Origin of the sequence: Streptomyces sp. NBC_00525 (assembly GCF_036346595.1) — a bacterium.
Classification (GTDB): Bacteria; Actinomycetota; Actinomycetes; order Streptomycetales; family Streptomycetaceae; genus Streptomyces.
Map to the genome: position 1 here is coordinate 87616 of NZ_CP107835.1, position 26707 is coordinate 114322.

At 73.4% G+C, this 26707-nt stretch carries 27 protein-coding genes; 9 read left to right on the plus strand and 18 right to left on the minus strand.

The window, feature by feature from the left end:
* Positions 1-85 precede the first annotated feature (85 nt).
* From OG710_RS30185 to OG710_RS30195, 3 genes are all read left to right on the plus strand, one after another.
* Positions 86-844 carry a lytic polysaccharide monooxygenase gene (locus OG710_RS30185; protein ID WP_330242450.1) on the plus strand — a complete coding sequence of 253 codons (759 nt, stop codon included), beginning with the start codon at positions 86-88 and terminating at the stop codon, positions 842-844.
* Positions 845-1054: 210 nt separating this feature from the next.
* Positions 1055-2677: a carbohydrate binding domain-containing protein gene (locus OG710_RS30190; RefSeq protein ID WP_111339774.1), complete on the plus strand. Its 1623-nt coding sequence runs from the start codon at positions 1055-1057 to the stop codon at positions 2675-2677.
* 181 nt (positions 2678-2858) lie between these two features.
* Positions 2859-3209, plus strand: coding sequence for a hypothetical protein (locus OG710_RS30195; protein WP_330242451.1), 351 nt, complete (start codon positions 2859-2861; stop codon positions 3207-3209).
* 18 nt (positions 3210-3227) lie between these two features.
* On the opposite strand, the gene OG710_RS30200 is transcribed toward OG710_RS30195, so the two are convergent.
* Entirely contained in the window at positions 3228-4049 is an 822-nt protein-coding gene (locus OG710_RS30200; protein ID WP_330242452.1) for an alpha/beta fold hydrolase, read from the minus strand.
* A gap of 158 nt (positions 4050-4207) precedes the next feature.
* Between OG710_RS30200 and OG710_RS30205 the strand changes: the two genes are divergently transcribed.
* Entirely contained in the window at positions 4208-5140 is a 933-nt protein-coding gene (locus OG710_RS30205) for a helix-turn-helix transcriptional regulator (RefSeq protein ID WP_443064346.1), read from the plus strand.
* Here the strand turns inward: OG710_RS30205 and OG710_RS30210 are convergent.
* From OG710_RS30210 to OG710_RS30255, 10 genes are all read right to left on the minus strand, one after another.
* A complete protein-coding gene (locus OG710_RS30210) occupies positions 5043-5924 on the minus strand; it encodes an ABC transporter ATP-binding protein (RefSeq protein WP_330242454.1) in 882 nt (293 codons plus the stop codon). The genes OG710_RS30205 and OG710_RS30210 overlap by 98 nt on opposite strands.
* Positions 5921-7000, minus strand: a complete 1080-nt coding sequence (locus OG710_RS30215) for a FecCD family ABC transporter permease (protein WP_330242455.1) — start codon at positions 6998-7000, stop codon at positions 5921-5923. Before OG710_RS30215 ends, OG710_RS30210 begins: the two co-directional genes overlap by 4 nt.
* Positions 6997-8007, minus strand: a complete 1011-nt coding sequence (locus tag OG710_RS30220) for a FecCD family ABC transporter permease (protein WP_330242456.1) — start codon at positions 8005-8007, stop codon at positions 6997-6999. Before OG710_RS30220 ends, OG710_RS30215 begins: the two co-directional genes overlap by 4 nt.
* Before the next feature lie 29 nt (positions 8008-8036).
* Positions 8037-9080, minus strand: a complete 1044-nt coding sequence (locus tag OG710_RS30225) for an ABC transporter substrate-binding protein (protein WP_330242457.1) — start codon at positions 9078-9080, stop codon at positions 8037-8039.
* A gap of 126 nt (positions 9081-9206) precedes the next feature.
* The gene (locus OG710_RS30230; RefSeq protein WP_330242458.1) at positions 9207-9950 is read right to left on the minus strand and encodes a sulfite exporter TauE/SafE family protein; all 744 of its coding nucleotides are present in this window, start codon (positions 9948-9950) and stop codon (positions 9207-9209) included.
* Positions 9947-10360, minus strand: a complete 414-nt coding sequence (locus OG710_RS30235; protein WP_443064355.1) for a rhodanese-like domain-containing protein — start codon at positions 10358-10360, stop codon at positions 9947-9949. The genes OG710_RS30230 and OG710_RS30235 overlap by 4 nt, the downstream gene beginning before the upstream one ends.
* A 107-nt stretch (positions 10361-10467) precedes the next feature.
* The gene (locus OG710_RS30240) at positions 10468-11826 is read right to left on the minus strand and encodes an MBL fold metallo-hydrolase (RefSeq protein ID WP_330242460.1); all 1359 of its coding nucleotides are present in this window, start codon (positions 11824-11826) and stop codon (positions 10468-10470) included.
* 144 nt (positions 11827-11970) lie between these two features.
* Positions 11971-12546 (minus strand): rhodanese-like domain-containing protein, encoded by a 576-nt coding sequence (locus OG710_RS30245; RefSeq protein ID WP_330242461.1) that lies wholly within the window; start codon positions 12544-12546, stop codon positions 11971-11973.
* Positions 12547-12582: 36 nt separating this feature from the next.
* Complete coding sequence (locus tag OG710_RS30250; RefSeq protein WP_330242462.1) at positions 12583-13971, minus strand: MBL fold metallo-hydrolase; 1389 nt, start codon at positions 13969-13971, stop codon at positions 12583-12585.
* 156 nt (positions 13972-14127) lie between these two features.
* Entirely contained in the window at positions 14128-14505 is a 378-nt protein-coding gene (locus OG710_RS30255) for a hypothetical protein (protein ID WP_330242463.1), read from the minus strand.
* 58 nt (positions 14506-14563) lie between these two features.
* Between OG710_RS30255 and OG710_RS30260 the strand changes: the two genes are divergently transcribed.
* On the plus strand, positions 14564-15265 hold the full coding sequence (locus OG710_RS30260) for a response regulator transcription factor (protein ID WP_330242464.1): 702 nt from the start codon (positions 14564-14566) through the stop codon (positions 15263-15265).
* On the opposite strand, the gene OG710_RS30265 is transcribed toward OG710_RS30260, so the two are convergent.
* From OG710_RS30265 to OG710_RS30285, 5 genes are all read right to left on the minus strand, one after another.
* The gene (locus OG710_RS30265) at positions 15237-16460 is read right to left on the minus strand and encodes a sensor histidine kinase (RefSeq protein WP_330242465.1); all 1224 of its coding nucleotides are present in this window, start codon (positions 16458-16460) and stop codon (positions 15237-15239) included. The two genes, OG710_RS30260 and OG710_RS30265, sit on opposite strands and share 29 nt — an antisense overlap.
* Complete coding sequence (locus OG710_RS30270) at positions 16453-17826, minus strand: ABC transporter permease (RefSeq protein WP_330242466.1); 1374 nt, start codon at positions 17824-17826, stop codon at positions 16453-16455. The genes OG710_RS30265 and OG710_RS30270 overlap by 8 nt, the downstream gene beginning before the upstream one ends.
* Positions 17823-18587: an ABC transporter ATP-binding protein gene (locus OG710_RS30275; RefSeq protein WP_330242467.1), complete on the minus strand. Its 765-nt coding sequence runs from the start codon at positions 18585-18587 to the stop codon at positions 17823-17825. Before OG710_RS30275 ends, OG710_RS30270 begins: the two co-directional genes overlap by 4 nt.
* A gap of 532 nt (positions 18588-19119) precedes the next feature.
* Positions 19120-19584 (minus strand): MarR family transcriptional regulator, encoded by a 465-nt coding sequence (locus OG710_RS30280; RefSeq protein WP_330242468.1) that lies wholly within the window; start codon positions 19582-19584, stop codon positions 19120-19122.
* Positions 19585-19684: 100 nt separating this feature from the next.
* Complete coding sequence (locus OG710_RS30285; RefSeq protein ID WP_330242469.1) at positions 19685-20575, minus strand: LysR family transcriptional regulator; 891 nt, start codon at positions 20573-20575, stop codon at positions 19685-19687.
* Positions 20576-20711: 136 nt separating this feature from the next.
* Here OG710_RS30285 and OG710_RS30290 point away from each other — a divergent pair, with 136 nt between their 5' ends.
* Positions 20712-22169: an MFS transporter gene (locus OG710_RS30290; RefSeq protein WP_330242470.1), complete on the plus strand. Its 1458-nt coding sequence runs from the start codon at positions 20712-20714 to the stop codon at positions 22167-22169.
* Between the two features lie 44 nt (positions 22170-22213).
* On the plus strand, positions 22214-22744 hold the full coding sequence (locus tag OG710_RS30295) for a pyridoxamine 5'-phosphate oxidase family protein (protein ID WP_330242471.1): 531 nt from the start codon (positions 22214-22216) through the stop codon (positions 22742-22744).
* Positions 22745-22769: 25 nt separating this feature from the next.
* Here OG710_RS30295 and OG710_RS30300 read toward each other — a convergent pair whose 3' ends face one another.
* Together OG710_RS30300 and OG710_RS30305 are read right to left on the minus strand one after the other, a co-directional pair.
* Positions 22770-23462, minus strand: coding sequence for a response regulator transcription factor (locus OG710_RS30300; RefSeq protein WP_330242472.1), 693 nt, complete (start codon positions 23460-23462; stop codon positions 22770-22772).
* A complete protein-coding gene (locus tag OG710_RS30305; protein WP_330242473.1) occupies positions 23459-24688 on the minus strand; it encodes a sensor histidine kinase in 1230 nt (409 codons plus the stop codon). Before OG710_RS30305 ends, OG710_RS30300 begins: the two co-directional genes overlap by 4 nt.
* A gap of 144 nt (positions 24689-24832) precedes the next feature.
* On the opposite strand from OG710_RS30305, the gene OG710_RS30310 reads away from it, so the two are divergent.
* Together OG710_RS30310 and OG710_RS30315 are read left to right on the plus strand one after the other, a co-directional pair.
* Positions 24833-25075, plus strand: a complete 243-nt coding sequence (locus OG710_RS30310) for a hypothetical protein (RefSeq protein ID WP_330242474.1) — start codon at positions 24833-24835, stop codon at positions 25073-25075.
* Positions 25076-25102: 27 nt separating this feature from the next.
* Complete coding sequence (locus tag OG710_RS30315) at positions 25103-26686, plus strand: alpha/beta hydrolase (protein WP_330242475.1); 1584 nt, start codon at positions 25103-25105, stop codon at positions 26684-26686.
* Positions 26687-26707 lie beyond the last annotated feature (21 nt).

A 26707-nucleotide genomic window follows, 5' to 3' on the forward strand; every position in this document is an offset into this window, starting at 1 on the left:
ACCTTCGCATGTGGAAGTCGCCCCATCGGCGACATCGAATATTTCACCTGGGCGGACCCGGCGTGCACGAAGGGAACTGAATGTCATGCGCATGAAGAAAACGTGGGCCGCAGCCCTGGGCGCCCTGGTCGCTCCCGCAGTGGCCCTGAGCCTCCCCGCCCCCTCGGCGAGCGCCCACGGCTGGGTGGTCACGCCGTCCAGCCGTCAGGACCAGTGCGCCAACCGCGTGATCCAGTGCGGCCCGATCAAGTACGAGCCGGCGAGTGTCGAGGGCCCGAAGGGACTGCGCACCTGCAGCGGGGGCGACTCCCGCTGGGCGGACCTGGACAACGACGCCAAGGGCTGGAAGGTCACCCCGGTCGGCACCACGCAGACCCTGACGTGGACGATCGAGGCGCGCCACGCCACGAGCAACTGGCAGTACTTCATCGGCGACCAGAAGATCGCCCAGTTCAACGACGGCGGCCGCATCCCCGCCGCCTCGGTCAGCCACCAGCTGAACTTCAGCGGGTTCAGCGGCAAGCAGAAGCTGCTCGCCGTCTGGAACATCGCGGACACCGCCAACGCGTTCTACGCCTGCATCGACGTGAACATCGGCGGCGGCAACGACGGTGGTGGCAATGACGGCGGTGGCGACGACGGCGGCAACGACGGCGGCGGTGACGACGGCGGCGAGCAGCCCGGCGACTGCACGGCCGGCTCCTGGAGCGCCGGCAGCGTCTACACCGGCGGCCAGACCGTCTCGCACAACGGCCACAACTGGCGGGCCAAGTGGTGGGTGACCGGCGAGGAGCCCGGCACCACCGGCGAGTGGGGCGTCTGGGAGGACCTCGGCGCCTGCTGAGCCCGCGCGGCGGCCCCTCCCCTGCGGGCCCTCCCCCCAGCGGCCCTGATCCCTCAGCGGCCCTGAGCCCGTAGCGGGCCGATCCACCCGCACCCCCGAGCGCGACCGCTCGAGCACGACCGGCCGGCGCAGACCCCGGAAGGAGCCTGCGCCGGCCGTTTCCGCACGTCCCCCTCATCGGAGCACCGCCCCCCACCACCAGGAGACAGCGTGAGAACTCGGCATCGCCTGCTCGCCTGCGCCACCGCCGCCCTGCTCGGCGGCGCCGGCGCGCTGATGGCCCCGACCGCCGCCACGGCGCAAGCGGCCAACCTGCTGACCAACCCCGGTTTCGAGGCCGGCACCCTCGACGGCTGGTCCTGTGCCGGGAACGCCGGCTCGATCGTGAGCAGCCCCGTGCACGGCGGCAGCCGCGCGCTGGCCGCCGCCGTGAGCAACTCGGACACGGCGCGGTGCGCGCAGACGGTGTCCGTGCAGCCCAGCACGAAGTACACCCTCTCGGCGTGGGTGCGCGGCTCGTACACGTACCTCGGTGTCCAGGGCGGCACGTCCACCTGGACGGGCTCCGCCTCGGACTGGAAGCAGCTGACGGTCTCCTTCACCACCGGGTCCTCCCAGCAGAGCGCCGAGGTCTACCTGCACGGCTGGTACGGGCAGGGCACGTACTACGCGGACGACATCAGCCTGGACGGTCCGGGCGGCAGCGACGACACCGAGGCACCCTCCGTGCCCGGCAACCCGCGCGCCACCGGCACCTCCGCCAACAGCGTCTCGCTCGCCTGGGACGCGGCCTCCGACAACGTCGGCGTCAGCGGCTACGACGTGTACCGGGACGGCACCCTGGCGACCTCGGTGACGGGGACCTCCGCCACCGTCGGCGGGCTGACGCCCAGCACCACGTACCGCTTCACCGTCCGGGCGAAGGACCGCGCGGGCAACGTGTCCCCCGACTCCGCGACCGTCACCGCGACGACCGGGAAGGACGGCGGCAGCGGCGACCGCTTCATCCAGGCCGCCCCGTACCTCTACCTCGGCTGGGGCAACCCGCCGAGCCCGACCGAGGTCATGCAGGCCACCGGCATCAAGTGGTACACGATGGCGTTCATCCTCGCGCAGAACGGCTGCAACCCCGCCTGGGACAGCCAGCGTCCGCTGCTCGGCGGCCAGGACGAGGCGGCCATCAAGGCGATCCGGGCGGCCGGCGGTGACATCGTCCCGTCCATCGGCGGCTGGAGCGGCAACAAGCTCGGCCCCAACTGCTCGACGACGGAGGCGCTCGCCGGCGCGTACCAGAAGGTCATCGACGCCTATGACCTGAAGGCGATCGACATCGACATCGAGAACACCGACGAGTTCGAGAACGCCGCCGTGCAGGACCGCATCCTCGGCGCGCTGAAGATCGTCAAGCAGAACAACCCCGGTCTGCGGACGATCGTCACCATCCCCACGCTCAACACCGGGCCCAACTCCTGGGGCAACCGGCTGATCGAGCGCGCCCACGCCCTCGGCGCCGACATCGACAACTTCACCATCATGCCGTTCAACTTCGGCGGCGCGGCCGACATGTACGGCAACACCATCAAGGCCACCGAGGGGCTGAAAACCAAGCTCGTCTCCACCTTCGGCTGGACCGACCAGCAGGCGTACAACCACATCGGCATCTCCGGCATGAACGACTCCAGCGACGCCGGTGAGGTCACCACTCCGCAGATCTGGACCCAGATCCGCGACTGGGCCAACAGCCACGACATCGGCCGGCTCGCCTTCTGGGCGGTCAACCGGGACCGGCCGGCCTGGCAGTTCACCTCCATCACGGCGGGCTTCACCGGCTGATCCCCGTACGCGATGCACGTTCCGCGCCGGCTTCGGGAAGGTTCCCGGGGCCGGCGCGGTCGTCGTTGCGGGCGGCTGTCCGGCAACCGAATGCAGCGAAGCCCCTCCGCCGCGTGACATTCGTTCGTATGCTCGAATCCGGCTCCCGGCCGCCGCCGGGGCCGGACAGGAGGAGGGGACCATGTCGGAGCTGTCCAGACGGTCGTTGCTGGGGTATACGGGGACGGCCGCAGCCGGTGCGGTGTTCGCCAGCGCCGGTACGGCCGAGGCTTCGGGGCAGGAGGCGCAGAGCACCACGACGTCCACCGTGTTCGAGGACGGCACCGAGTTCCGGGCCGACCACACCATGGGCGAGAACGACCTGCGCATCGAGATGAGCTTCAGCGTGCGCGTCGACAAGCCGAACGGCTACCCGTCCGCCCAGCACATCACCTCCCTGGAGGTCGCCCAGGCGCTCTCCGCGCTCGCCCAGTCCAAGGGCTGGCCCCCGCTCACCTTCTACGGCACGCCCCCGCCCGCGCCCCTGAACTGACAACCTCCGATCGACCCCTCACTGCGCCAGGAACGCGGCCACCCGGTCCGTGAACTCGGCCGTCCGCTCGAAGAGCACCACGTGTCCGGCGTCGATCTCCGTGTACGCGCTGCCGGTGATCGCCTCGTGCAGGGCGCGGCTGTGGTCGACCGGGACGGTGGCGTCCCGGGTGTTGCCGATGACCAGCGTGGGCGCCTCGATGCGTGGCAGCAGGGCGCGGATGTCGACGCGCAGGTTGAGGTCCACGTGGCGCAGGGTGCCCGGTGTGGGCGGCAGGTTGGGGATCATCGCCTCGACCTCGTCGCGTCCGACGGCGTTGAGGAAGGCCCGGCTGAACCCGGTCATCGTCACGCTCCGGCCGAAGGCGGCGGGGTCGTTGTCGCCGATTCGCCGCCACAGCGTGAACAGGTTGCGCAGGTACTCGTCCCCGTCGGTGTGGGCCCAGCCCGCGACCAGGACCAGCCGGCGCACCAGGTCGGGCCGCCGGGCGGCGACGGCGGCGGAGACCGGGGAACCGAGGGAGAAGCCGAGCAGGTCCACCGGTCCGGCACCGGCGTCCTCGATGACGGCGATCACCTGTTCGGCGAGTCCCTTGATGCTGAGCGGGCCGCCGTCGTCGGTGGTGCGTTCGGTGCCGGAGAGGTCCGGGGTGATCACCGTACGGGAGCCGGCGAACCGGGGGACGACGCCGCCCCAGGTCAGCGCGGCCCCGGCCGATCCGGTGCCGTGGACGAGCAGCAGCGGGGGGTTCGGTCCGGTGCCGGTGAGGTCGTAGGCGACCCGGGCGGTGCCGACGTCGACGGTGCGGAGGGTGGTTGCGGGGGTGGCGGGGGTCGTCATGGTGGTGCCTCACTCCTGTGACTGGGCTTGGGGGCCGGGGTGTCCGGCCCGGTGTGCCGCTGACTCTGCCGCCGTACGGAAGGGGCCGGGAGAGCCCCGCCGAGCCTGGGACCGGCGGTCCCTGGTTGCGCCGGGGGCGGTCCGGCAGGATGACGGGCATGACGATCGACCGCCGGCAGCTCGCCGACTTCCTGCGCCGTTCACGCGACCGGGTCCGCCCGCAGGACGCGGGGCTGCCCATCGGTCCGCGCCGCCGGACGCCGGGGCTGCGGCGGGAGGAGGTCGCCCAGCTGGCCGGGATGTCGGCCGACTACTACGTTCGCCTGGAGCAGGCGCGCGGTCCGCAGCCCTCGCCGCAGATCCTGGCCTCCCTGGCCCGCGCGCTGCGGCTGAGCGGTGACGAGCGGGACCATCTGCATCTGCTGGCGGGCCACCGCCCGCCCGCCGGGGGCCCGGCCGGGGACCATGTCGAACCCGGCCTGCTGCATCTGCTGGACCAGTTGCCGACGACCCCCGCCCAGGTCATCGGCGACCTCGGCGACGTCCTCGCGCAGAACGAGGCGGCGCGGGCCCTGCTGGGCGGGGTGTGCACGGTCTCGGAGTACGGGCGGAACCTGGTGTGGCGCTGGTTCACGGACCCGGACCAGCGGGCCGCGTACCCGCCGGAGGAGCACGCGTACTACAGCCGCCTGCACGTCGCCGATCTGCGGGCCGCCGTGGGCCGCCGGGCGGGCGACCCGGCCGCCGCGCGCCTGGTCAGCCGGCTCCGCGCGGCGAGCGAGGAGTTCGCCGGGCTCTGGCCGCTGCACGAGGTGGCGGTGCGCCGGCGCACCCGGATGCGGCTGCTCCATCCGCTCGTCGGCCCGGTCGAGCTGGACTGTCAGGTCCTCCTCGCGCCGCAGGGCGAGCAGCGCCTGGTCCTGTTCACCCCGCCGCCGGGCACGGACGCGGCGGGGCAGCTGGCCCTGTTGGGGGCGGTGGGGTCGGGGCAGTTCAGCCCGTCGGCGTCTTCTCCGTCTCCGGGCCCGTCTTCTCCGTCTCCGGGCCCGTCTTCTCCGGTGTCTGCTCCATCGCCGCGGGCTGCCCGCTGAAGCCCGGGACGACGAGGCGGCCGCCCGTGACGGGGTCGGTGATGATGACGGAGGACAGGCCGAAGACCTCCTGGACCATCTCGGTGGTGACCACCTCGTCCGGTGCCCCCTGCGCGACGATGCGGCCGTTCTTCATGGCGACGAGGTGGTCGGCGTAGCGGACGGCCTGGTTCAGGTCGTGCAGGACGGCGACGACGGTGCGGCCGCGTTCGAGGTTGAGGCGGCGGACCAGGTCCAGGACCTCCACCTGGTGGGCGATGTCCAGATAGGTGGTGGGCTCGTCGAGCAGCAGCAGTTCGGTGTCCTGGGCGAGGGCCATGGCGATCCAGACGCGCTGGCGCTGGCCGCCGGAGAGTTCGTCCACCGGCCGGTCGGCGAGCGAGGCCGTGTTCGTACGCTCCAGGGCGTCGCCGACGGCCTGTTCGTCGGCCTCCGACCACTGCTGCCACCACTTCTGGTGCGGCTGGCGGCCGCGTGCGACGAGGTCGGCGACGGTGATGCCGTCCGGGGGCGTGGGGGTCTGCGGGAGTACGCCGACGGTCTGGGCGATCTGCTTGGCGGGCAGGCCGGCGAGTTCGCGGCCGTCCAGGAGCACGGAGCCGCGCTTCGGCTTCAGGAGGCGGCCGAGCGCCCGCAGGAGGGTGGACTTTCCGCAGGCGTTGGGCCCGACGACGATCGTGACCTGGCCGTCGGGGATCTCCAGGTCCAGGCCCTCGACGACGGTGCGGTCCTCGTAGGCCAGGGTCAGGTCGTGCGCCGAGAGGCGGCTGGCGGGACGGCTCATGACGAGGTGCCTCCGGTACGGCTGCGGGTGCGGACGATGAGCCACATCAGGTACGGGGCGCCCACCACGGCGGTGAGGACTCCGGTCGGCAGCTCGATCGGGGAGAACAGGCGGCGGGCGAGCAGGTCCGCGACGACGACGATCAGCGCCCCCAGGAGCGCCGACGACAGCAGCGGGGTCTGTGCCGTACGGGTGAGCCGGCGCGCGATCTGCGGGGCGAGCAGGGCGACGAAGTCGACCGGGCCGACCGCGCCGGTGGCCACCGACGCGAGGACGACGCCGAGCGCGGTCAGCCCGAGCCGTACCCGGCCCAGGCGGACGCCGAGCGCGGTCGCCGTGTCGTCGTCGAAGGAGGCGCTGCGCTGGGCGCGGGCCGCCCACATCGCCGCCGGGACGCCGATCGCGAGGACGACGAGGAGCGGCCCGGCCTCCTCGTATCCCCGGCTGTTGAGGGAGCCGGTCAGCCAGACCTTGGCCTGCTGGGCCACCAGGTAGTCGCCCTTGGTGAGGAGCAGCTGGGTCAGCGAGCCGAGCGCGACCGAGACGCCGATGCCGACGAGGACGAAGCGCGAGGAGTGCAGCCCGCCGCGCCAGGCGAACACGTACACGAGGAGGGCCGCCGCCATGCCGCCGGCGACGGAGACGTAGGGCAGCGCGTCGGCGGCGACCAGGTTGAAGCTGAGCGCGGCGACGGTGGCGGCGCCCGCCCCGTGGGTGACGCCGATGACGTCGGGGCTGGCGAGCGGGTTGCGGGCGACGGTCTGCACCAGTGCCCCGGCGATGCCGAACGCGACGCCGGCCAGGAGGCCGACGACCAGGCGCGGCAGCCGCAGGGTGCCCACGACGAGTTCGTCCGGGCTGGGCAGGCCGAACAGTACGCGGACGACTTCGCCGGGGGCGACGAACGATTCGCCGACGCACAGGTAGGCCACGACCGCGCAGGCGAGCAGTACCGTCAGGAGGGCGGCGACGACGACGGAGCGGCGGTGGAGGAGGAAGCTGGCGCGCCCGCGCCGCAGGACGGTGTGCCCGGCGGGCCGCAGGCGCGTGGGGGCGAGGGTCGCGGTCCGGCTCACGCGGCCACCACCGTGCGGCGGCGGACGAGCGCGACCAGGAACGGCACGCCGATGAGGGCGGTCATGACCGCCACCGGTACCTCCGAGGGCGGGAAGAGGACGCGGCCGATCACATCGGAGCCGAGGATCATCACCGGCCCGAGCAGGGCGGCCATCGGCAGGACCCAGCGGTGGGCGGTGCCCACCAGGGCGCGGGCGATGTGCGGGACGGCCAGGCCGGTGAAGGCGATCGGGCCGACCGCGGCGACGGCGGCGCCGGTGAGCACGGTGGCGCCGAGGGCGCCCAGGGCGCGCAGCCGGCCGACGTTGTTGCCGAGGTTGCGGGCGGCGTCGTCGCCGAGGGCGAGGGCGTCGAGTCCTCGGGCGACGGCCGCGACCAGGAGGGCTCCGGCGAGCATGAACGGCCAGAACTGGCCGATCAGCTCGCCGTCGCGGCCGCTGATGGAGCCGACCTGCCAGAAGCGGAACTCGTCGAGGGCGCGGGCGTTGGTGGTGGCGATCCCGGACACGACCGAGGCGAGGAAGGCGTTCATCGCGGCGCCCGCGAGGGCGAGCTTGACCGGTGACGCCCCGCCGCGCCCGCCGCTGGCGACGGCGTACACGGCCACTCCGGCCACGGCGGAGCCGGCGAACGCGAACCAGACGTAGCCGCCCAGCGAGTGCACGCCGAAGAACGCGATGGCGGTCACCACGCCGACCGATGCGCCCTGGCTGATGCCGAGGATGCCGGGTTCGGCGATGGGGTTGCGGGTGATGCCCTGCATGACCGTTCCCGCGAGAGCGAGCGCGGCGCCGGCCAGGATGCCGACCACCGTGCGGGGTACGCGCAGGGCGCGGACCACCTGGGCGTCGGCGCTGCCGCCGTCGTGGAACAGGGCCTGGATCGCGGCGCCCGGTGCGACGTGGCGGCTGCCGACGATGAGGCTCAGGAGGACGGCGACCAGCAGCATCGCCGCGCCGGCGAGCAGCCAGGCTGCCCGCCGGCGGGTGAGGGGGGAGGGCGGCATGCGCCGGGCTCGCTCTCTTCTTGCGGTGCTCAGGCCGTCAGGTGCTTCTGGAGGTCGTCGAGGACCGCTTCGGCTGCGGTGACGCCGAGGCCCAGGTACCAGGTCTCGTCGGGGACGTCGAAGGCGTGCCCGTCCTTGACCGCCTTGAGGTTCTTCCACAGCGGGTTGGACTGGGCCTTGCTCTTGTCGGTGGCCTTCGCGTCGCCGTAGACGCCGGTGAAGATGTAGTCGGCGTCGGCCTGGTCGATGTTCTCGGCGCTGACCTCGGCGGCCAGGTCGGGGATGTCCTGGTTCGCGGGGCGCGGGATGCCGACGTCCTTGAGGATGGTGCCGATGAAGGAGGCGTTGGCGTAGAGGCGGATCAGCCCGTCGGGCAGGTAGCGGACCATCGACACGGTCGGCTTGTCGGCCCCGAGCTTCTCGCCGAGGGCCTCGGCCTTCTTCTTGTACGCGGCGAGGTTGGCCTCGGCCTGGGAGGTCTTGTCCAGCGCGGCGGCGTTGAGGAGGTAGTTCTCCTTCCAGGTGAAGCCGGGGCGGATGGAGAAGACGGTGGGCGCGATCTGCGACAGCTCGTCGTAGGAGTTGGCGGCGCGCAGCTGGCTGCCCAGGATCAGGTCGGGCTTGAGCGCGGCGATCGCCTCCAGGTTGAGGCTGTTGATGGTGCCGACGTTCTTGGGGGTGCCCGCGTCCTTCTTGAGGTACGAGGGGAGCTCCGGCGAGCCCTCGGTCGGGGCGAGGCCGACCGGCTTCACGCCGAGCGAAACGACGTTGTCGAGCTCGCCGACGTCGAGGACGACGACCCGCTGGGGCTGCGCCTTGATCTCGGTGCTGCCCATGGCGTGCTTGACCGTACGGGGCCACTCGCCGGGCTGGGCGTCGGTGCCGAGCGCGGCGGTCTTCTCGGCGGCGTCGCCGAAGTCCTTGCCGCCCTTGGCGACGGACTTGGAGTCCTTCGTCCCCCGGGCGGACGAGCCCTGGTCGTCCCCGGAGGAATCGGCGCCGCACGCGGCGAGGGAGAGTGCGGCAGCGACGGCGAGGGCTACTGCGGCGGTACCACGGCGCCGATATGACATGAACGTATCTCCTAGTTGGTTCACCTTTAAAGAATTAGGCGAGCCTCACCTTATGCCAACGTTATCGGCGCGGAAGCAAGCGGGGTGACACGTTCCAGCCATCAGCCGATGGCCGATTCCGGCCCGTCAGAAGAGGGCGTCGGCCAGCATGAAGGCCGCGACCGCCAGCAGGGCCCAGGCGAAGAGACGTTGCAGGGTGTTGCCGCTGAGGCGTTGGGCGTACCGCTTGCCGTCCCAGGCGCCGAGGATCGCGGCGGCGGTGAAGGGGGCGATGACGGCCCAGTCCAGATGCATGCCGCTGCCGGCGCGGGCGCCGAGCGCGGCGATCGAGTTGAGGGTGATGACCAGCAGGCTGGTGCCGATGGCCCGGCGCATGGGGAGGTTCAGCACCCGGACCAGCGCCGGTACGGCGAGGAAGCCGCCGCCCACCCCCAGCAGCCCCGTCACCGCGCCGAGGCCGGCCCCGGCGGCGCCCGCCTTCGCGGGGCGCACCTCGCCCGTGGCCGGGGCGGTCGCGGGGCGCAGCATGCGCAGGGCGGCGAGGCCCGCGATTCCGGCGAAGGCGAAGGTCAGGAGCGCCTGGGGCAGATGGCCCGCGGCCAGGCCCGCGAGCATGGCGGGGACGATGCCCGCCGACGCGAACAGCAGCCCGGTCCGCCAGGCCACGTTGCCGTCGCGGGCGTGCCCGGCGAGCGAGGTCACGGAGGTCAGGGTGACGATGATCAGGCTGGCGGTGATGGCGTCGGCCGCCGGCATACCGATGAGGTAGGTCAGGGCGGGGACCGCCAGGACGCTGCCGCCACCGCCGAGGCCGCCGAGGGCCAGGCCGACGACGGTTCCGGCGACGAGCGCGAGGATCAGGGCGGTCATGCCACACAGCCCTCACGTCCGGCCGCGGCGACGACCGGGTGTCCGGCGGCGGCCCACCGCTTCATGCCGCCCTTGACGTCCACCGCGTCCGCGCCCCGTGCGCCGAGGAGCGCGACGGCCCGTTGCGAGCGGTTCCCGCTGCGGCATATGACCACCAGCGGCCGCCCCCGGACGGCTCGGGGCAGGGGCGCCCCGGCGGCCAGGCCGGACAGCGGCGCGTGCACGGCGCCGGGGGCCCGCCCGGCGTCCCACTCGTTCCGCTCACGGACATCCAGGAGTACGGCCGGGGCGTCGGGGCCGTGGGTGCGGCGGTGGGCCTCCTCGACGGTGACGCGTTTCTTGTCCCGGCCGGTGTCCCAGCCGGTGTTCCGGGTCGTGTTCCGGGTCGCGTTTCGGGAGAACAGGGGCAGCATGACGGGCCTCTCGACGTGCGGTCGTACGGGGGTGGGGCGGGGGGGTTACGGGGATGGGTCGTCCGGGTCCGCCGCACGGTGGCGGTCCGGCCGGGCGTGTCCGCTCAGTCCGTGACGACCGGGAGGCCGGCGGCGGTGGCGGCGTCGAAGCCGTCGTCCACGGCGACCACGTCGCGGCCGGCGGCGTCCAGGAGGGAGGCGGCGATCGCGGCGCGCATGCCGCCCGCGCAGTGCACCCACACGGTGCCCGCCGGGACCTCGCCCAGGCGCTGGTGCAGCTGGTGGACCGGGATGTGCACGGACCCCTCGACGTACCCGGTGGCGCGCTCGGAGTCGCGGCGCACGTCGAGCACGACGACGTCGCCGGTCCCCCGGGCGGCCAGCCCGGCGAAGGTGGAGCGGGGGAAGGAGGCCGGGGCGGTGCCCTCGCCGGTCCACTCACGGGGGGTGCCGACGGCGGCGGCCGCCGGCCGGTCGATGCCGACCCGTACCAGCTCGCGCTGGGCGGCGGCCAGTTGCCCGGGGGACTCGGCGAGCAGGGTCACCGGCTTGCCCCACGGGATCATCCAGGCGAGGTAGGTGGCTATCTTGCCGTCCGCCTCGAAGTTGAGACTCCCCGCGACATGGCCCTCGGCGAACACGACACGGTTGCGCAGGTCCACCACCCACTCACCGGCGGCGAGCCGGGCGGCGATCCCGGCGGCGTCCGCGACGGGCGGGGGCGTCAGGTCCACCGGGGCGGGACCCGACGCGTTGACCGGGCCCATGTGCGCGTAGTACGCGGGCACGTCCTCCAGGCTGGCCAGGATCTCGGCGACGAAGGTGTCGGCGTCGGTGGTGAGCGCGCTGTTCACGGCCTTCTCCCGGCCGATGGTCGTACGGTCGCCCTCGGCCTGCGCGGAGGAGCAGAAGCTGCCGAAGCCGTGGGTCGGCAGCACCGCCGTCGCGTCCGGCAGCCCGGCCGCCAGCCGGTGCGCGGAGGCGTGCTGCGCGCGGGCCAGCTCCTCGGTCAGCCGGGGCTCCACCAGGTCGGGGCGGCCCACGGTGCCGATCAGCAGCGAGCCGCCGGTGAACGCGGCGACCGGGGTCCCGTGCTCCTCCAGGACGTACGCGGTGTGGTGCGGGGTGTGTCCGGGCGTGGCGGCGGCCCGCAGCACCAGGCCGGCGTCCACCGTCACGGTGTCGCCGTCCGCCACCGGCGTACGGGCGAAGGAGACGTGGGCCCCGGCCGGGACGAGGTAGGCGGCTCCCGTGACCCTGGCCAGTTCCAGGCCGCCGGTCACGTAGTCGTTGTGGATGTGCGTCTCCACGACATGGGTGATGCGTACGCCGCGCCGGGCGGCGGCCACCAGGATCTGGTCGAAGTCGCGCGGGGGGTCCACGGCCACGGCCGTCTCGGTACCGCCGGCCAGGTAGTGGCGGTTGCCCAGGCCCTCCAGTTCGACGGTGTCGATGAAGAACACGGAGCTGCTCCCTTCCTCGTGATACCCCCCTAGGTATTTCTGGGAACCAACTATACCCAGGGGGGTATTTCTCGGGCATGCGGGGTGTGCGGCAGATCTCCACCGAGGGGGGTGGAACCGCTGGTCAGGACGTGTGCGGGGCGCTCACGCCCCGTCGCGGAGCGAGGCGATGACCGTACGGACATCGGTGCGCGGGCCCCGGTTGTACGGGAGCTTGGAGAGCATCATGCCCATGGCGCAGGTGTTGCTGAGCGCGGCGAAGGTGAGTCCGGCGCCGACCGCGGTGCCTATCAGGTGCACGCCGGGCACGAAGAAGCCCACGACCCCGCTGACCAGCACGATCGAACCGGCGACGAGGCGGACCTGCCGTTCCAGCTCCCAGCGCCGCCGGCCGCGGTTGACCGGCGCGCCCGCGGCCTCCCAGGCCATCATGCCGCCGTCCAGGACCCGCAGGTTCGGCAGGCCGGCGTCGGCGAGCGCCTCCTCGGCCTGGGTGGCGCGGGCGCCGGAGCGGCAGACCAGCACCACGTCCTGGTCCAGGTGCCGCCCCAGCTCCATGCGGTGCTCGCGCAGGGTGTCCAGCGGCACGTTGCAGGCGCCGGGGATGTGTCCGGCCTCGAACTCGCCGGACGTCCGCACGTCCAGCAGGCGGGGGCCGTCACCGGTCTCGAGCAGGTGCTGAAGGGCGGCGGGCGTGAAGGCGGGGGTGTCGGTCGTCATGCGGAGTGCGCTCCTTGGGGTCGAGAGGGGGGAGGTTCAGGCGGCGGCGGGCGTGTTGAGCAGGGCCCAGGCGGCCCAGCCGCCGAGTACGTCGGAGACGTCGTCGAAGCCGTGGTGGCGCAGCAGGCTCGCGGCGATCGAGGAGCGGTGGCCGCCCGCGCAGTGCAGGACCAGCGGCCGGTCGCGCGGGATCTCGTCCAGCCGGGCGGGCAGCTCGCCGAGCGCGATGTGCAGCGCGCCCTCGATGAACCCGTTCTCGGCGCGCTCGCCGCAGTTGCGGACATCGACGACGAGCGGCGGGTTGGCCCCGTCCAGCTCGGCGCGCAGCCGGGCGGCGGTGAGGCGGCCGGCGGGGGCGACCTCGTCGGCCATCGCCTCCAGCGCCTCGTCGGGCGCGGCGAGGTAGCCGGCGACGCGGTCGAAGCCGATCCGGGCGAGCCGGGTGACGATCTCCTCCTCGCGGCCCTCCGGCGCCACGACCAGGACCTCGGCCCCGAGCGGCAGCACGGTGCCGGCCTGCTCGGCGAACCTGCCGTCCGCCGGGACGTTGACCGCGCCGCGCAGATGGCCGGCGGCGAACTCCTGCGGGTCGCGTGCGTCCACGACCACCGCGCCGGCCGCGCGCCGGGCCAGGACGTCCGCCGGGTCCAGCGCGCGCGGCGCGGTCGCCGGGTCGAACAGCTCCCGCGCGCGGCGGTTGAGGTCGGCGTCGTAGGCGAAGTAACCGGGAGCCGCCGACTGCCCGGCGGTGACGAGCGCGACGAAGTCCGGCTCGCTCATCGGCGCGCAGGCGTAGTTCGTGGCGCGCTGCTCGCCGATGGTGGACTGCCGCTCGGTGGACAGGTTCTTGCCGCAGGAGGAGCCGGCGCCGTGGGCGGGGAAGACGCGCACCTCGTCGGGCAGGCCCATCAGCTTGCGCTGCACACTGTCGTGGAGCATCGCGCCCAGCTCGGCGGCGGTCACGCCGACCGACGCGAGCAGGTCCGGGCGGCCGACGTCCCCGATGAACAGCGCGTCGCCGGTCAGCACGCCGTACGGGACGCTGTCCTCGGCACGCTCGTACACCAGCACGCTGATCGACTCCGGTGTGTGGCCGGGCGTCTCCATGATCTTCAGCGTCACGTCGCCGAGGGAGATGGTGTCGCCGTCGGCCAGCGGGCGGATCGCGTACTCGGTCTCGGCCCGGCGCCCGTATCCGATCCACGCGCCCGTGCGGTCGGCCACCTCCAGGTGTCCGGCGACGAAGTCGGCGTGGAAGTGGGTGTTGATGACGCCGACCACGGTGAAGCCCCGCGCCTCGGCGTCGCGCAGGTACTCGGACACGTCCCGGCGCGGGTCCACGACGACCGCCCGGCCGGTGCCCTCGTCCGCGATCATGTACGACGCGTGGGACAGGCACTCGAGGTAGTACTGCGAGAAGAACACGGAAGCCTCCGAAGCGGGACGGTTCTCGGGGTTTTGATACCCAGGGGGGTATTTTTTCGGCCGTGATACCCCACGGGGTATTACCTACTCGACGGTACGAAGCCCTCCCCGCGCTTGTCAAATACCCAGGGGGGTATCAAGAAGGGCGGGCCGCTGTCAGCGGTCGGCCACCCAGTGCGCGTCGTCGGGCCACGCCCCGGTGGCGACGATGTGCTCGACCAGCCGGAACGCGTCCTGAATGGGGACGGTGTCCTCGTCCGGGTATGCGTCGCCCTGCCCGTTGGCCAGGACGAATCCGTCGCTCCACCCCTCGGCCCCGGGGTCCACGGCGTGCTCGCCGGGATCGCCCTCGCCCTCCAGCAGCACGACCATCGCGCGCTCGGTGTTCGTCACGACGGCCAGCGCCCGCCCGGACGAACCGGCCAGCCAGGTCTCCAGCCTCCCCGCCGCCATCCGCGCCCGAAGGATCTCCGCCACACCGGCGGCCGACGCGGAAACGGAACGGTCGTCATCGAGCACCCAGGACTCTGCCATGGGCACGACGATGTCACAGGGGGCCGGTGGGGTCCGGCCTCGCCCCGATAATGAGGATGTGAACGACAGACGGCTGCGGGTGGTGCTGGCGGAGGACTCCGTGATTCTCCGCGACGGCATGGTGGAGCTGCTGGGCGCCCGCGGGTGCGATGTGGTGGCGACGGCGGGTACGGCACCGGAGCTGATCGCGGCGGTGGACGAGCACCGGCCGGATGTGGCCGTGGTGGACATCCGGATGCCTCCGACGCAGACCGACGAGGGCATCCGGGCCGCCGTGGACATCCGCGCCTCGGCCCCCGAGGTCGGCATCCTGGTGTTCTCGCAGCACGTCGAGACCGCCTGGGCCTCCCGGCTGCTGGCGGGCGGGGCGGCGGGGGTCGGGTACCTGCTGAAGGAACGGGTCGCCCGGACGTCCGAGTTCGTCGACGCGCTGCGCCGGGTCGCGGCCGGCGGCACCGCGCTCGACCCCGAGATCGTCACCCAGCTGATGCGGGGCGGGCGGCGCGGCGGGGTGGACGCCCTGACACCGCGTGAGCGCGAGGTGCTGGAGCTGATGGCGCAGGGGCATTCCAACCGGTCCATCGCCGGGCGGCTGGTGGTGTCGGAGCGGGCGGTGGAGAAGCATGTCGCAGCCGTGTTCACCAAGTTCGGTCTGGCGGCGAGGGACACCGACAACCGCCGGGTGAAGGCCGTCCTCGCCTACCTCGCGGAGGGCGGGAGCCGGCCGGCCGTCACAGACGGGCCGGCAGTGCGGCGGTGATCTCGGTCGGCCCGCCGGGCGGGCTGTCGATCCGCAGGCGGCCGTCGACCGCCGCGAGCCGTTCGGCCAGGCCCGTCAGCCCGGAGCCGCTGCCGGGGGCGGCGCCGCCGCGGCCGTCGTCGCGTACGGACAGCCGGATACGGCCGCCGCTCCCGACGGCCTCGATCTCCGCCGAACGGGCGCCGCTGTGCTTGGCGATGTTGGCCAGCAGTTCGGCGGCGCAGAAGTAGACGGCCCGCTCGATCACGGGGTCCGGGCGTTCGGGCAGGTCGATGCGGAGGGCGACCGGTACGGGCGAGGTGGCGGCGAGCCCCGGCAGCGCCTCGGCGAGACCGCCGTCCAGCGCCACCGGATGGATGCCCCGGGTGAGCCGGCGCAGTTCGGCGACCGTGTCGTCGGTCTGGTCCCGGGCCCGTTCCAGGAGCCGGCGCAGCTGTACGAGCTCCGGGGCGGGGGCGGCGGGAAGCGCGTCCCGGGCCAGCGAGAGGGTGATGGCCAGGGCGATCAGCCGGGCCTGGGTCCCGTCGTGCAGGTCGCGTTCCAGGCGGCGCAGTTCGCCGGTGCTCTGGGCGAGCAGGGTGGCGCGGGCGTTCTCCAGTTCCCGTACGCGCCGTTGGGTACGGGGCGGGCCGAGCAGAGACCGGGCGAGAGCGCGGTTCGCGCCGCTCAGTACGCGTACCGCGCCGGGCACCGCGAGGAGGACGACCAGCCCGAGGGGCACGGACACGGCGTCCGCCCACGTGGCCGGTTGCGCACCCGGTTCGAGCAGCCGCACCCAGAGCGGGAAGCCGACCAGCCAGCCACCGCCCAGCGGCATCACCACGGCGGCGGCGAACCCGAGCACCCCGAGCGGCAACCGCAGCAGCAGATAGAGCAGGGCCCGCCAAGCGACCGCGTCGGTCAACGAGGCACGGCCCCGGGCGAGGAGACCCACCGGGCGGGGCGGTACGGGCGGCGCCTCGACGGCCTCGCCCAGCCACCGCCCGGCCAACCTCCGGTGCAGCGCGCCGAGACCGCGGGCACCCGTCAACGCGGCGGCGACGAACGGCAGCCCGAGCACGGTGAGGGAGAGCAGCGCCCCCGCGTACAGGACGGCCAGCGCGTAGACCCCGCCGGCCACGGCGAGCGGCAGGCCGGCGACGGCGAAGACCCACTCGCCGGACCGGAGCGCCGGGTACCGGCGCGGCTCAGCCACGCGCGGTTCCGGGACGCGGTGAGAGGGCGGGGCCGCACACCGTCAGCAGGCCGGTGACCAGGATGGCCGGGATCGTCAGGACCGCCGCGCCCGCGACGATCCAGGCGCAGTCGGCCGCCGGCAGGGGCGGCACCGAAGACCCCGTCACCGCCGTGCTGAAGGCCGCCGACGCCGCGACCGCGACCGCACCGCCGAGCAGGATGCCCACCGCCGCGGTCAGCAGGGACTCGGCGGTGAGCATGCGCAGCAGTTGCGCGCGGGGGGCACCGGTGAGCCGCATCAGTGCGAACTCGCGGCGGCGTTCGGCGGTCACGGCGACCAGGGTGTTGACTGTGGACACCGCCGCGAAGCAGACGAGCATGGCCAGTTCGGCCTGGCGGAGCCAGACGTCCGTGTCGGACGTGACGCCGGAGGCCGCCGGGCCACCGGCCTGCTCGGCGGTACGGGTCATGATCAGCATGGTGCCGGAGAGCCCCACGAGCAGGGCCACCGGCACCGCGGCGGACGCGAGCCGCCGCGCGTACCCGCGCAGGTTGGCGTCGGCGAGCCATCCCGCGCCGGGTGCCAGGAGGCGTACCGGCGTGCCCAGCACCGCCGCCAGGACGCGCGCCGCGAACGGCCCCGCCAGGGCGGTGGCGACCAGCAGCACGAGGGTGCCGAGCAGCGCCGCCTGCCCCGCCTCGTCCACCTCTCCGGCGGGCCGGGTCGCGGCGAGCCGCAGCAGAAGGACGCCGCCGGTCAGGACACCGGCCGCGGCAAGCAGGCGCACGGCGCCCGTACGGCTGTGCTCGGTCGAACTCGCCGTGAGGGCCGCGGCGGGCGCGACGCGGGAGATCCGCCGCGCCGCGACGGCCGAGGCCATCAGACCCACGGCGAGTACAGCGGCCGACGCCACCAGCATCGGTACGGGGGTGCCCGGCACCCGTACGCCCGGTGCCGCCATCCCCCGTCGTTGCAGCTCGGCGAGCAGGGCCCGCGCCCCGGCGGCTCCTGCGGCGCAGCCCGGTGCGGTCATCGCCAGCGTGGTCAGGGCCACCTGGGTACGGACCAGGCGCCGCATCTGGCGGGGTGTCGCCGCGATGGTGCGGAGCAGGGCCAGTTCCCGGTGCTGCTGGCGCAGGGCGAACCCGAGGGCGTTGACCAGGACGAAGAACGCGACCAGGACGGCGATCTCGCCGAAGGCGCCGGCGATCACCATCAGGCCGGGCCCGTCGGCCTCGTTGCGGACCGCGGCCGGGGTGGCGAGGTCGGCGGCGAACAGCGAGCCGAACAGCGTCAAAGCAGTGAGGGCGAGGAAGAGCGCGACCGCCAGGCCCAGGAAGGAGGCGGGGCGGCGGCGCAGCTGCCCGAGCGCGAGGAGGGTCACTGCTCTCCCCCGCCCAGCCGGCTCAGGCGTTCGCCGATCCGGGCGGCGGTGGGGTGGTCGAGTTCGTCCACGACGACGCCGTCCGCGAGAAGCAGCACCCGGTCCGCGTACCCGGCGGCCACGGGGTCGTGGGTAACCATCACGCAGGTCCCGCCGCCCTCGTCGACGCGGGCGCGCAGCAGGGCGAGGATCTCGTGGCCGGTGGCCCGGTCGAGCGCGCCGGTCGGTTCGTCGGCGAACAGCATCGCGGGCCGGGAGACGAGGGCGCGGGCGATGGCGACCCGTTGCTGCTGGCCGCCGGAGAGCTGTCCCGGCCGGTGCCGTTCCCGCCCGGCCAGTCCGACACGGGCGAGGGCATCCTGGACCCGGCGCCGGTCGGGGCGTTCGCCGGCCAGCCGGCGGGGCAGGGCGACGTTCTGCGCGGCTGTCATGGCCGGCATCAGGTTGAACGCCTGGAACACGAACCCGACCCGGTTGCGGCGCAGGACGGCGAGCCGCCGTTCGGGCAGCCGGGACACCTCCGTACCGCCCCACCGGACGGAACCCCGCGTCGGCCGGTCCATCCCGGCCAGGCAGTGCAGCAGGGTGGTCTTCCCCGAGCCGGACGGCCCCATCACCGCCGTGAACGTACCGGGAGCCATCTCCACCGACACCCCGCGCAGCGCGTGCACGACGGCGCCGCCGCGCCCGTACTCCCGGTGCAGATCCTCCGCGTGGACGGTCATGCCCGTCCCGATGTCGGTCGTCGCCGTCTTGTTCATGTCCTCATCATCGGCGGCGGGGATGCGGCGATCGATCGTGCCCGCCCCCGGATCGGGGTTCGGAAAACCGCCGTGCCGGCGGCCGCGCGGGCCGGTCGCGCACACCGTGCCCGGTGGGGTGGCCTTTGACTTTCGGCAGTGGCCGGGCGGGGGGCGATGTCCGTAGCGTCGTCGGTGTGGATGCGGGGGCGTGCCAGGGCGAGCCCGACGGCCAGTGCGGCACGGGCGTCGCCGCGGCGGAACGCCGTCCAGCACAGCCACACCAGCAGCAGGCCGAGGGCCACGAGCGTGCCTTCGGTCGCCGCCTCCAGGCAGGGCCCCAGCCAGTCCGGTGCGTCCGCCACGGTGCCGGTCAGTGAGCGGTACGCGGAGGCCGAGGCGCCGCCGGTGACCTCGACGGGGCCGGCCTCGCCGAGCCCGCCGGGGGACAGCAGGGCGACGGTCCCGGTTCCCGCGCCCAGGACGGCCAGTGCGCCGAACGGCCACGCCGGCCCCTGACGATCGTCGGGGTCGACGGCGTGGCCGGCTGCCGTCAGACGGGCAGGTCGCCGTCGCCGCCGAGGTTGGCGACCATGCGGCGCAGGACGTTGATCGTGGTCACGAAGTCGGCGGTGTCCACGCCCTCGTGCACCTGCTGGTGGACGCGCAGATTGCGCTCCCGTGCCCGTACGCGGCCGGCCTCCCCTTCCCCGGTCAGGGTCAGCAGCCCCGCCTCCTCCGTCACCCAGCCACGGGCGACCAGATCGTCGAAGACCTCCTCGAAGTCGATCCCCAGGTCGTCCCACTTGGCCAGCCGCGCGGTCAGCGCCTCACGGGTCCAGGTGCCCGGCCCGCCGGCCACGTGGTTCAGCGTCCACCAGTGCGGCTGGGTGAGGTCCTCCACCGCCAACTGCTCGCGAATCGCCCCGACCACCAGCCGGCAGGCCGTCCCGGTCCATGCCCCGATGGGCTGAGCGGCCAGTTCCTCCCGCGTGTACTCCTTGAGCGTCACGGCCATGTCCCTCTGCCTCTCCTCGTGATCAACGGAATATGATCAACGTAGAAGCTCAAGCGCAGTTGAGGTCAAGGCGGACCTGGCGCCGCCCGCAAACCGCGCACTACATCGTGCGGGTCGCCTCGTGGATCATGCGGGCGAAGAGTTCTATCGCCCGGGTGCCGCCGTTCGAGCGCCACATCAGGCCGTAGCCGAGCGGGGTGTCGCCCTCCACCGGGATGTAGGTGACGCCGGGGCGGCCGTGGTAGAGGGCGATGTGGGCGCCGGCCAGGAGGGCGCCCTTGCCGGCGGCGACCAGGGTCAGGGCTTCCTGGAGGTTGGTGACGGACGGGCCCTGGCCGATGGGCGCCCCGCTGGGGGTGCGGATCGGCAGGCGGTGCTCCAGCCAGTACTCCGGGATGTCGCCCGCGATGGTCAGCAGGGGCAGTCCGGCCAGGTCCTCCAGCGTCACCGCGGCTCGCGCGGCCAGCGGATGGGCGGCGGCGACGGCGAGGACCCGGTCCTCGGTGAGGAGCGTGGGGCCGCGGGTCAGGTCGTCCTCGTGCACGGGGAAGTCGGTCAGCTGCACGTCGAACTCGCCCGCGCGCAGCATGCCGTACGGGTCGGAGAGCGGCACCTCGCAGACCTCGACGGCGAGTTCCGGATGGCTGGTGCGCAGCCGCTCGGTCGCCTTCATCACCATCTCGCCGGCCAGCGGGGTGGAGAAGCCGACGTGGAGGACGCCCTCGATGCCGCGTGCCGTCGCGGTGGCGCGGGCGAGGGCCTCCTCGATGCCCCGGTAGTGCGGTTCGAGGTCGTCGCGCAGGCGCCGGCCCAGTCCGGTGAGGGCCACGCTCCTGCTCGTACGGGTGAACAGCGGCGCCCCGACCCGGCGCTCCAGCTTCTGGACGAGCTGGCTCACGCGTGCGCGGGAGAGGTGCAGCCGGGTGGCGGTGCGCCCGAAGTGCAGCTCATCGGCGAGGACGAGAAAGCATTCCAGTTCGCTCTGATCCACAGCCGTCTCCCCCGTATGCGCTGATCGGTAAGCCCAGCTGAACGAACGTTGCGATGATCGCTGTTGTTCCCGCGCCCGCGGTGGCGAAAGCTGAAGGCACCGACAACACCCCTTGCTCCGGAAGGAGTTCCTCGTCATGAGTGCCTTGAATGCCACCGGCGGACTGAGCGCGCGCAAGTGGGGCATCCTGCTCGTCCTGTGCGGCGCGATCTTCCTCGAAGGCATCGACGTGGCCATGCTCAACGTGGCCCTGCCCTCGATCCGTACCGATCTGGGACTGTCCACCGGCGAGCTGCAGTGGGTCATGAGCGCCTACGTCCTCGGCTACGGCGGCTTCATGCTCCTCGGCGGACGGGCCGCCGACCTCTTCGGACGCCGTCAGATGTTCGTCTTCTGGCTCACCGTCTTCCTGCTGTTCTCCGGGCTCGGCGGCCTCGCGAACGACGGGTGGACGCTGATCCTCGCCCGGTTCGTCACGGGCGTCGCCGCGGCCTTCATGACCCCGGCGGGCCTGTCCATCATCACCACCGGTTTCGCCGAGGGCCCCGAGCGCAACAGGGCGCTCCTCATCTACTCCGGCACCGCGGCGGGCGGGTTCACGGTCGGTCTGGTGGCCGGCGGGCTGCTGACCGCCGTCGGCTGGCGGTGGGTGTTCTTCGCCCCGGTCGTGCTCTCCCTCCTCATCCTCGTCGCGGCCCTCGTGTTCGTCCCCAAGTCGGAGCGGCCCGACCGGACCGGCAAGCGCGTGGACGCGGCCGGCGCCCTCACCGTCACCGCCGCCCTCGTACTGATCGTGCTGGGCGTCGAGCGCGCCGCCCACGCGGGCGTCGCCGTCAGCGCGGGCACCCTGCTGGCCGGGCTCGCGTTCCTGGTGGCGTTCGTGCTCATCGAGCGGCGGTCCGCCGAGCCCCTGGTACGCCTGGCGATCCTGCGCCACGGGCCGCTGGTGCGGGCCAACCTGTCGGCGATGCTGTTCGCGGCCGGGTTCTTCGGGTTCCAGTTCCTGGTGGTGCTGTACCTCCAGGAGCTGCGGGGCTGGTCGACGCTGGAGACCAGTTTCGCGATGCTGGTCATCGGCGTCGACGCGATCCTCTCGCCGACGCTCACCCCGCGGCTCGTCGACCGCTTCGGCAACGCCAGGGTGATCCTGGGCGGCCTCCTGCTCGCGGTGCTCGCCTACGGGCTGTTCCTGCCGGTCGGCGCGGACTGGAGCTACGCCGCGATGTTCCCGAGCCTGATCGTCCTCGGGCTCGCCTTCTCGCTGGCGTACGGCCCCCTGACCATCGTGGCGACGGAGGGCGTCGCGGAGGAGGAGCAGGGGCTCGCGGGCGGTCTGCTGTACACCGCCTTCCAGTTCGGCGCCGCGATCGGCCTCTCCGCCGTCACCGCGGTCAGCGTGGCCGCGACCCGTACGGACACGCCCGCGGGCCTGCTCGACGGCTACCGGGCCGGGCTGCTCGTCCCGTTCGCCGCGGCCGTCGTCGCAGCCGCCGTCAGCGCGTTCGGACTGCGCTCCCGCGACGGCGGTACGGCGCCCGCGCCGCTGGACGCCGCCGGCTCCGCGGAACCCGCCGCCACCCCCGTATCGCACTGAACCCGCCCCGGCAGGACCCCGGCAACCACCGAAAGGACAGGCCCATGACCGAAGTCGTCAGCGAGTTCTCCGAGATCGAAGGCACCTTTCTCGACTACGTCCGCGAGATCAAGTACGCCACGATGGTCACCGTCGACCGCGAACAGCGCCCGCGCGCCCGTGTGCTGCTGCCCGTGTGGGAGATCGTCGACGGGGTACCGGTCGGCTGGCTCGCCTCGTACCGCACCCCGGTGAAGAGCGCGCACCTGGCGAACAACCCGCACACGACGTACGCCTACTGGAGCCCCCGGCAGAACGCGGCCTTCGTGGACAGCGTCTCGACGTGGGCGGAGGACGAGGAGTCCAAGCGCCACGCGTGGCGGCTGTACCAGCGGGGCGGGCCGCCGGGCGTGGGCTACGACCCGGTCCGCTACTGGCGGGGCGGCCCCGGTGATCCCGGCTACCACGTGCTGCGGATCGACCCGTGGCGCATCCAGCTCGTCCGGGGCGCCGATCTCCACGGCACGCTGTGGCGCAGACGGGAACCGGACCCGGCGGGGGCCGCCGGGACCGGCCCGGCGGCCCGCGCCGCCTGAGCCCCGCACAGGCCCGTCGGGCCCCTCAGTCCCCGACACCGGGCACGACCAGACCGGACTCGTACGCGATCACCACCGCGTGAGTCCGGTTCTGTGCGCCCAGCTTGGCCAGCACATGGCCCACATGCGTCTTCACCGTCTCCAGGCTCACCCGGCACAGCTCCGCGATCTCCGGATTGGACAGGCCGGTCGCCATCAGCCGCAGCGTCTCCTCCTCCCGGACCGTCAGGGCCGCGCGCGGCAGCGCCTCGGCGGAGGTGAGCGGGCGGGCGGTGACCATCCGGCGCAGGGCCGCCGGGAAGAGGACCGCCTCACCGGCCGCCACCACCCGCACCGCCTCCGCGATCCGGGGCACGGGGAGCCGTTTGAGGACGAAGCCGGCGGCCCCGGCGCTGAGGGCGGCGGTGACGTAGCCGTCGTTCTCGAAGGTGGTGATGACCACGACCTTGGGCGGCTCACCCGTACCCGGCTCCGCGAGCAGTCGGCGGGTTGCCTCGATGCCGTTGAGGCGGGGCATCCGTACGTCCATCAGGACCACGTCCGGCCGCAGCAGCCGGGCCTGCCGGACCGCCTCGACGCCGTCTGCGGCCTCGCCGGACACCGTGATCCCCGGCTGCATCCCGAGCAGGGTGCGCAGGCCGCTGCGGGTGACCTCGTCGTCGTCCGCGATCACGAGGGAGACGGGGGTGTCCGCGCCGGGCGCGTCCGGGCCGCTCACGCGGGCACCCGCACGGGCAGCCGGACCGCGAGCCGCCAGTGCTCCGGGCCGTCCGGGCCGGCCTCGATCTCGCCGTGCAGCAGGCGCACCCGTTCGGTGAGCCCCGGCAGGCCGTGCCCGGACGTCGGAAAGGCGCCCGGAGCCGTTCCCGTACCGCTGCGGTTGACCACCGTCAGCTCCAGCGCGTCCGGCGCGGCGGCCACGGTGACCCGGACCGGGCCGCCCTCGCCGTGGCGCACCGCGTTCGTCAGGCCCTCCTGGAGGATGCGGTACGCGGCACGGGAGAGCGTCCCGCGTACGTGTGCGAGGTCGCCGGACAGCTCGGACTCCACGGTCGCGCCCATGTGGCGGGCCCGGTCGAGGAGTTCGGGGAGGTCGGCCAGGGTGCGGGCCGGGGCCGTCGTGCCGGGTTCCTCGCGGAGCATGCCCAGGACGTAGTCCAGGTCCTCCAGGGCGGCTCGGGACGACTCCTCGATGCTGCGCAGGGCGGCGCGGGCCGCGACCGGGTCGGCGCCGAGGATCTCGCCCGCGACCGCCGCCTGGATGGTGGCGGCCGTCAGCGTGTGCCCGATCGAGTCGTGCAGCTCGTGGGCGAGCCGGTTGCGGGCGGCGAGGGTCCGTTCGCGTTCGGCCGCCAGCGCCAGCCGTTCCGCCGACGAGGGGCCCAGCAGCCGGGGCGCCAGCCAGCGCAGGGTGTACGTCACGGCCGGGCACAGGGCCGCCGCGAGCAGCAGGCAGCCGAGCGCCGCCGCCCAGCTCTGCCAGCCGCTGTCCAGCGGCACCGACCGGCCGTACACGCTGATCCCCGCCTCGGCCCCGGCCCAGCCGCCGGGCAGGCACAGCCCCATGACGAGCAGGAGGAGGCTCAGCTGCGCCCCCGCCCAGCCGAGGGCCACCTGTGCCAGCAGCCAGAGCGGGGTGCGCAGACGGTCGGCGCCGGTGGACCGGCCCCGGTCCACCGGGTCCGGCAGCTCCGCGGCGAGCATCCGCCGGGCGCAGGCGACCAGTACCCGCCGTGTGATGCGGGCCAGTCCGGTCACGCCGATCAGGGCGGACCAGAGCAGCAGGGTGAGCGCGATCGCGGCACCTTCCGGCATGGACGGCAGGGCCAGCGCGGGCAGCGCCGCGAACGGCAGCAGCGGGAGGCTCGCCAACGCGCCGCAGTAGGCGAAGAGCGCACCCGTGTACGTGGAGCCGCGCAGCAGCGGCCGGAATCCCGTGAACATGATCCGGTCAGTATGACCGGATCGTCTTGTGGTGCCCTCCCCCGACCGGGGGAGGGAATTCTCCCGCGTCGCCGCGATGTCCCCCGGCTCCGCGCGAACCATGATCGGGCCCCGTACCAGTCGAGCGATGAGAAGGACGGGCCTGTGGACACCCGCGTCACCGAGACAACACCGAACCCCGTGGGGGCCGTTCCGAACCAGGTGGGAGCACGTAACAGGCGTAACTGGCCTGCTGCGGCCGCCCTGGGCCTGGGGATCGCGGTCCTGGTGTCCGCGCTGGCCGTCGTCCTCCTGCTCTGGTACGCGAACCGGACGCAGGAGTGCTACCGCCCCGACAGCCTGCACCAGTACGCGCAGTGCGTCCGGCTGCACCTCGACGGCAACTGACACATGACACGGGAACGGACGAACCTCATGCGTAACGGAGTTCCGGGCGCAGCCCGCCTCCTGGCCGCCGGCCTCACGGCGGCCACCCTTCTGACGGCGACGGCGGCCTGCGCCCCGGCCGCACCGGTCACGCCGGCCGGGGAGGCCGGCGCCGTACCCGCCGCCCTGCGGGTCTACACACAGCAGAAGCTCCGGTGGGAGCCGTGCGATCTGGAGGAGGAGGGTGGCCCGAAGGAGCCGGGCGCCCTGCGGTGCACGACGGTAAAGGTGCCACTGGACTATATGAAGCCCGGTGGTAAAAAGATCGCCATCGCAATATCCCGGCTCCGGGCGAGCGACCCGAAGAAGCGCCGCGGTGTACTGCTGCTCAATCCGGGCGGCCCCGGCGCGCCGGGCCTCGGGCTTCCCGTCGATCCGCTGCTGAAACTCCCCCAGCGGGTGAAACAGCGGTACGACCTGATCGGCTTCGACCCGAGGGGCACGGGGCGCAGCGCCCCCGTCAGCTGCGGTCTCACCGCCGGCGAGCAGGCCGACCATCCGTACAGGGCCGCGACGTTCGCGAAGGACGTGGCGTGGGCCCGTACGGTCGCCGCCAAGTGCCGGGCCGCCGCCGGCCGGGAGCTGGCCCACCTCACCACCCGTAACAGCGCCCGCGACATGGACGTCATCCGTGCCGCGCTGGGCGAGAAGCGGATCTCGTATCTGGGGGTGTCGTACGGGACGTACCTCGGGGCCGTCTACACGCAGCTGTTCCCCCGGCGCGCCGACCGGTTCGTGCTGGACAGCGCGACCGATCCCGGGCGGGTCTACCGGGGAATGTTCCAGGACATGGCGAAGGCGGCCGAGGACGCCTTCACCCGCTGGGCCGGCTGGACCGCCCGGCGGAACGGGGAGTACGGGTTGGGCACCACCCCGGCCGCCGTCCGCGCCGCCTTCTGGGACCTGGTCGCACGGGCGGACCGTGAGCCGGTCCTGTTCGAGGGGCAGCCGCTGAGCGGTGCCGACATCCGGTCGAACAGCCGCGTGTTCGTGCATGTGCGGGAGGCGGCGGCGTGGATCACGGGGCTGAGGGAGGCGGCCGCGAAGGGCGGGGCGAAGGAGCCCGGCCGTTCGGAGACGTCCGGCGAATCCGAGGAGTCCGGGGCGTCCGGCCCGTCCGATGACGGGTATGTGTCGGCCGCCTGGTCCTACATGTGCGCCGATTCCCGCTCCTGGTCGCACGACCCCGAGCAGTACCGGCGCGAGGCGATCCGCGACCGGGCCCGGTATCCGCTGTACGGCGACTTCGCGGCGGCCGTCGCACCGTGCGCGTTCTGGCAGCGGGGCACCGAACCGCAGACCGCGGTCGACAACGGAGTCGGCGCCCTGATCACGCAGAACGAGTGGGACCCGCAGACGCCGCTCGCCTCCGGCCGGGCCATGCACCGGGCCCTGCGCGGCTCCCGGATGCTCACCGTCACCGGTGGCGAGGGGCACGGCGTCCTGTACGCGCCGGACGGCAACGCCTGCGCGGACGATGCGGCCACGGCGTATCTGCTCACGGGCCGCCTGCCGGACCATGACCTGACCTGCCGGGCCGCAGCCCCGCGTACGGGTACGGGCACCGCCTGAGCGGGACCGGGCGAGGTCCAG

What these genes read in the sequence shown, in the direction of transcription:
- OG710_RS30185 (WP_330242450.1), top strand. Translation starts at nt 86, where the DNA reads ATGCGCATGAAGAAAACGTGGGCCGCAGCCCTGGGCGCCCTGGTCGCT.
- OG710_RS30195 (WP_330242451.1), top strand. Translation starts at nt 2,859, where the DNA reads ATGTCGGAGCTGTCCAGACGGTCGTTGCTGGGGTATACGGGGACGGCC.
- OG710_RS30200 (WP_330242452.1), bottom strand. Translation starts at nt 4,049, where the DNA reads ATGACGACCCCCGCCACCCCCGCAACCACCCTCCGCACCGTCGACGTC.
- OG710_RS30205 (WP_443064346.1), top strand. Translation starts at nt 4,208, where the DNA reads ATGACGATCGACCGCCGGCAGCTCGCCGACTTCCTGCGCCGTTCACGC.
- OG710_RS30210 (WP_330242454.1), bottom strand. Translation starts at nt 5,924, where the DNA reads ATGAGCCGTCCCGCCAGCCGCCTCTCGGCGCACGACCTGACCCTGGCC.
- OG710_RS30220 (WP_330242456.1), bottom strand. Translation starts at nt 8,007, where the DNA reads ATGCCGCCCTCCCCCCTCACCCGCCGGCGGGCAGCCTGGCTGCTCGCC.
- OG710_RS30225 (WP_330242457.1), bottom strand. Translation starts at nt 9,080, where the DNA reads ATGTCATATCGGCGCCGTGGTACCGCCGCAGTAGCCCTCGCCGTCGCT.
- OG710_RS30230 (WP_330242458.1), bottom strand. Translation starts at nt 9,950, where the DNA reads ATGACCGCCCTGATCCTCGCGCTCGTCGCCGGAACCGTCGTCGGCCTG.
- OG710_RS30245 (WP_330242461.1), bottom strand. Translation starts at nt 12,546, where the DNA reads ATGACGACCGACACCCCCGCCTTCACGCCCGCCGCCCTTCAGCACCTG.
- OG710_RS30255 (WP_330242463.1), bottom strand. Translation starts at nt 14,505, where the DNA reads ATGGCAGAGTCCTGGGTGCTCGATGACGACCGTTCCGTTTCCGCGTCG.
- OG710_RS30275 (WP_330242467.1), bottom strand. Translation starts at nt 18,587, where the DNA reads ATGAACAAGACGGCGACGACCGACATCGGGACGGGCATGACCGTCCAC.
- OG710_RS30280 (WP_330242468.1), bottom strand. Translation starts at nt 19,584, where the DNA reads ATGGCCGTGACGCTCAAGGAGTACACGCGGGAGGAACTGGCCGCTCAG.
- OG710_RS30290 (WP_330242470.1), top strand. Translation starts at nt 20,712, where the DNA reads ATGAGTGCCTTGAATGCCACCGGCGGACTGAGCGCGCGCAAGTGGGGC.
- OG710_RS30295 (WP_330242471.1), top strand. Translation starts at nt 22,214, where the DNA reads ATGACCGAAGTCGTCAGCGAGTTCTCCGAGATCGAAGGCACCTTTCTC.
- OG710_RS30305 (WP_330242473.1), bottom strand. Translation starts at nt 24,688, where the DNA reads ATGTTCACGGGATTCCGGCCGCTGCTGCGCGGCTCCACGTACACGGGT.
- OG710_RS30315 (WP_330242475.1), top strand. Translation starts at nt 25,103, where the DNA reads ATGCGTAACGGAGTTCCGGGCGCAGCCCGCCTCCTGGCCGCCGGCCTC.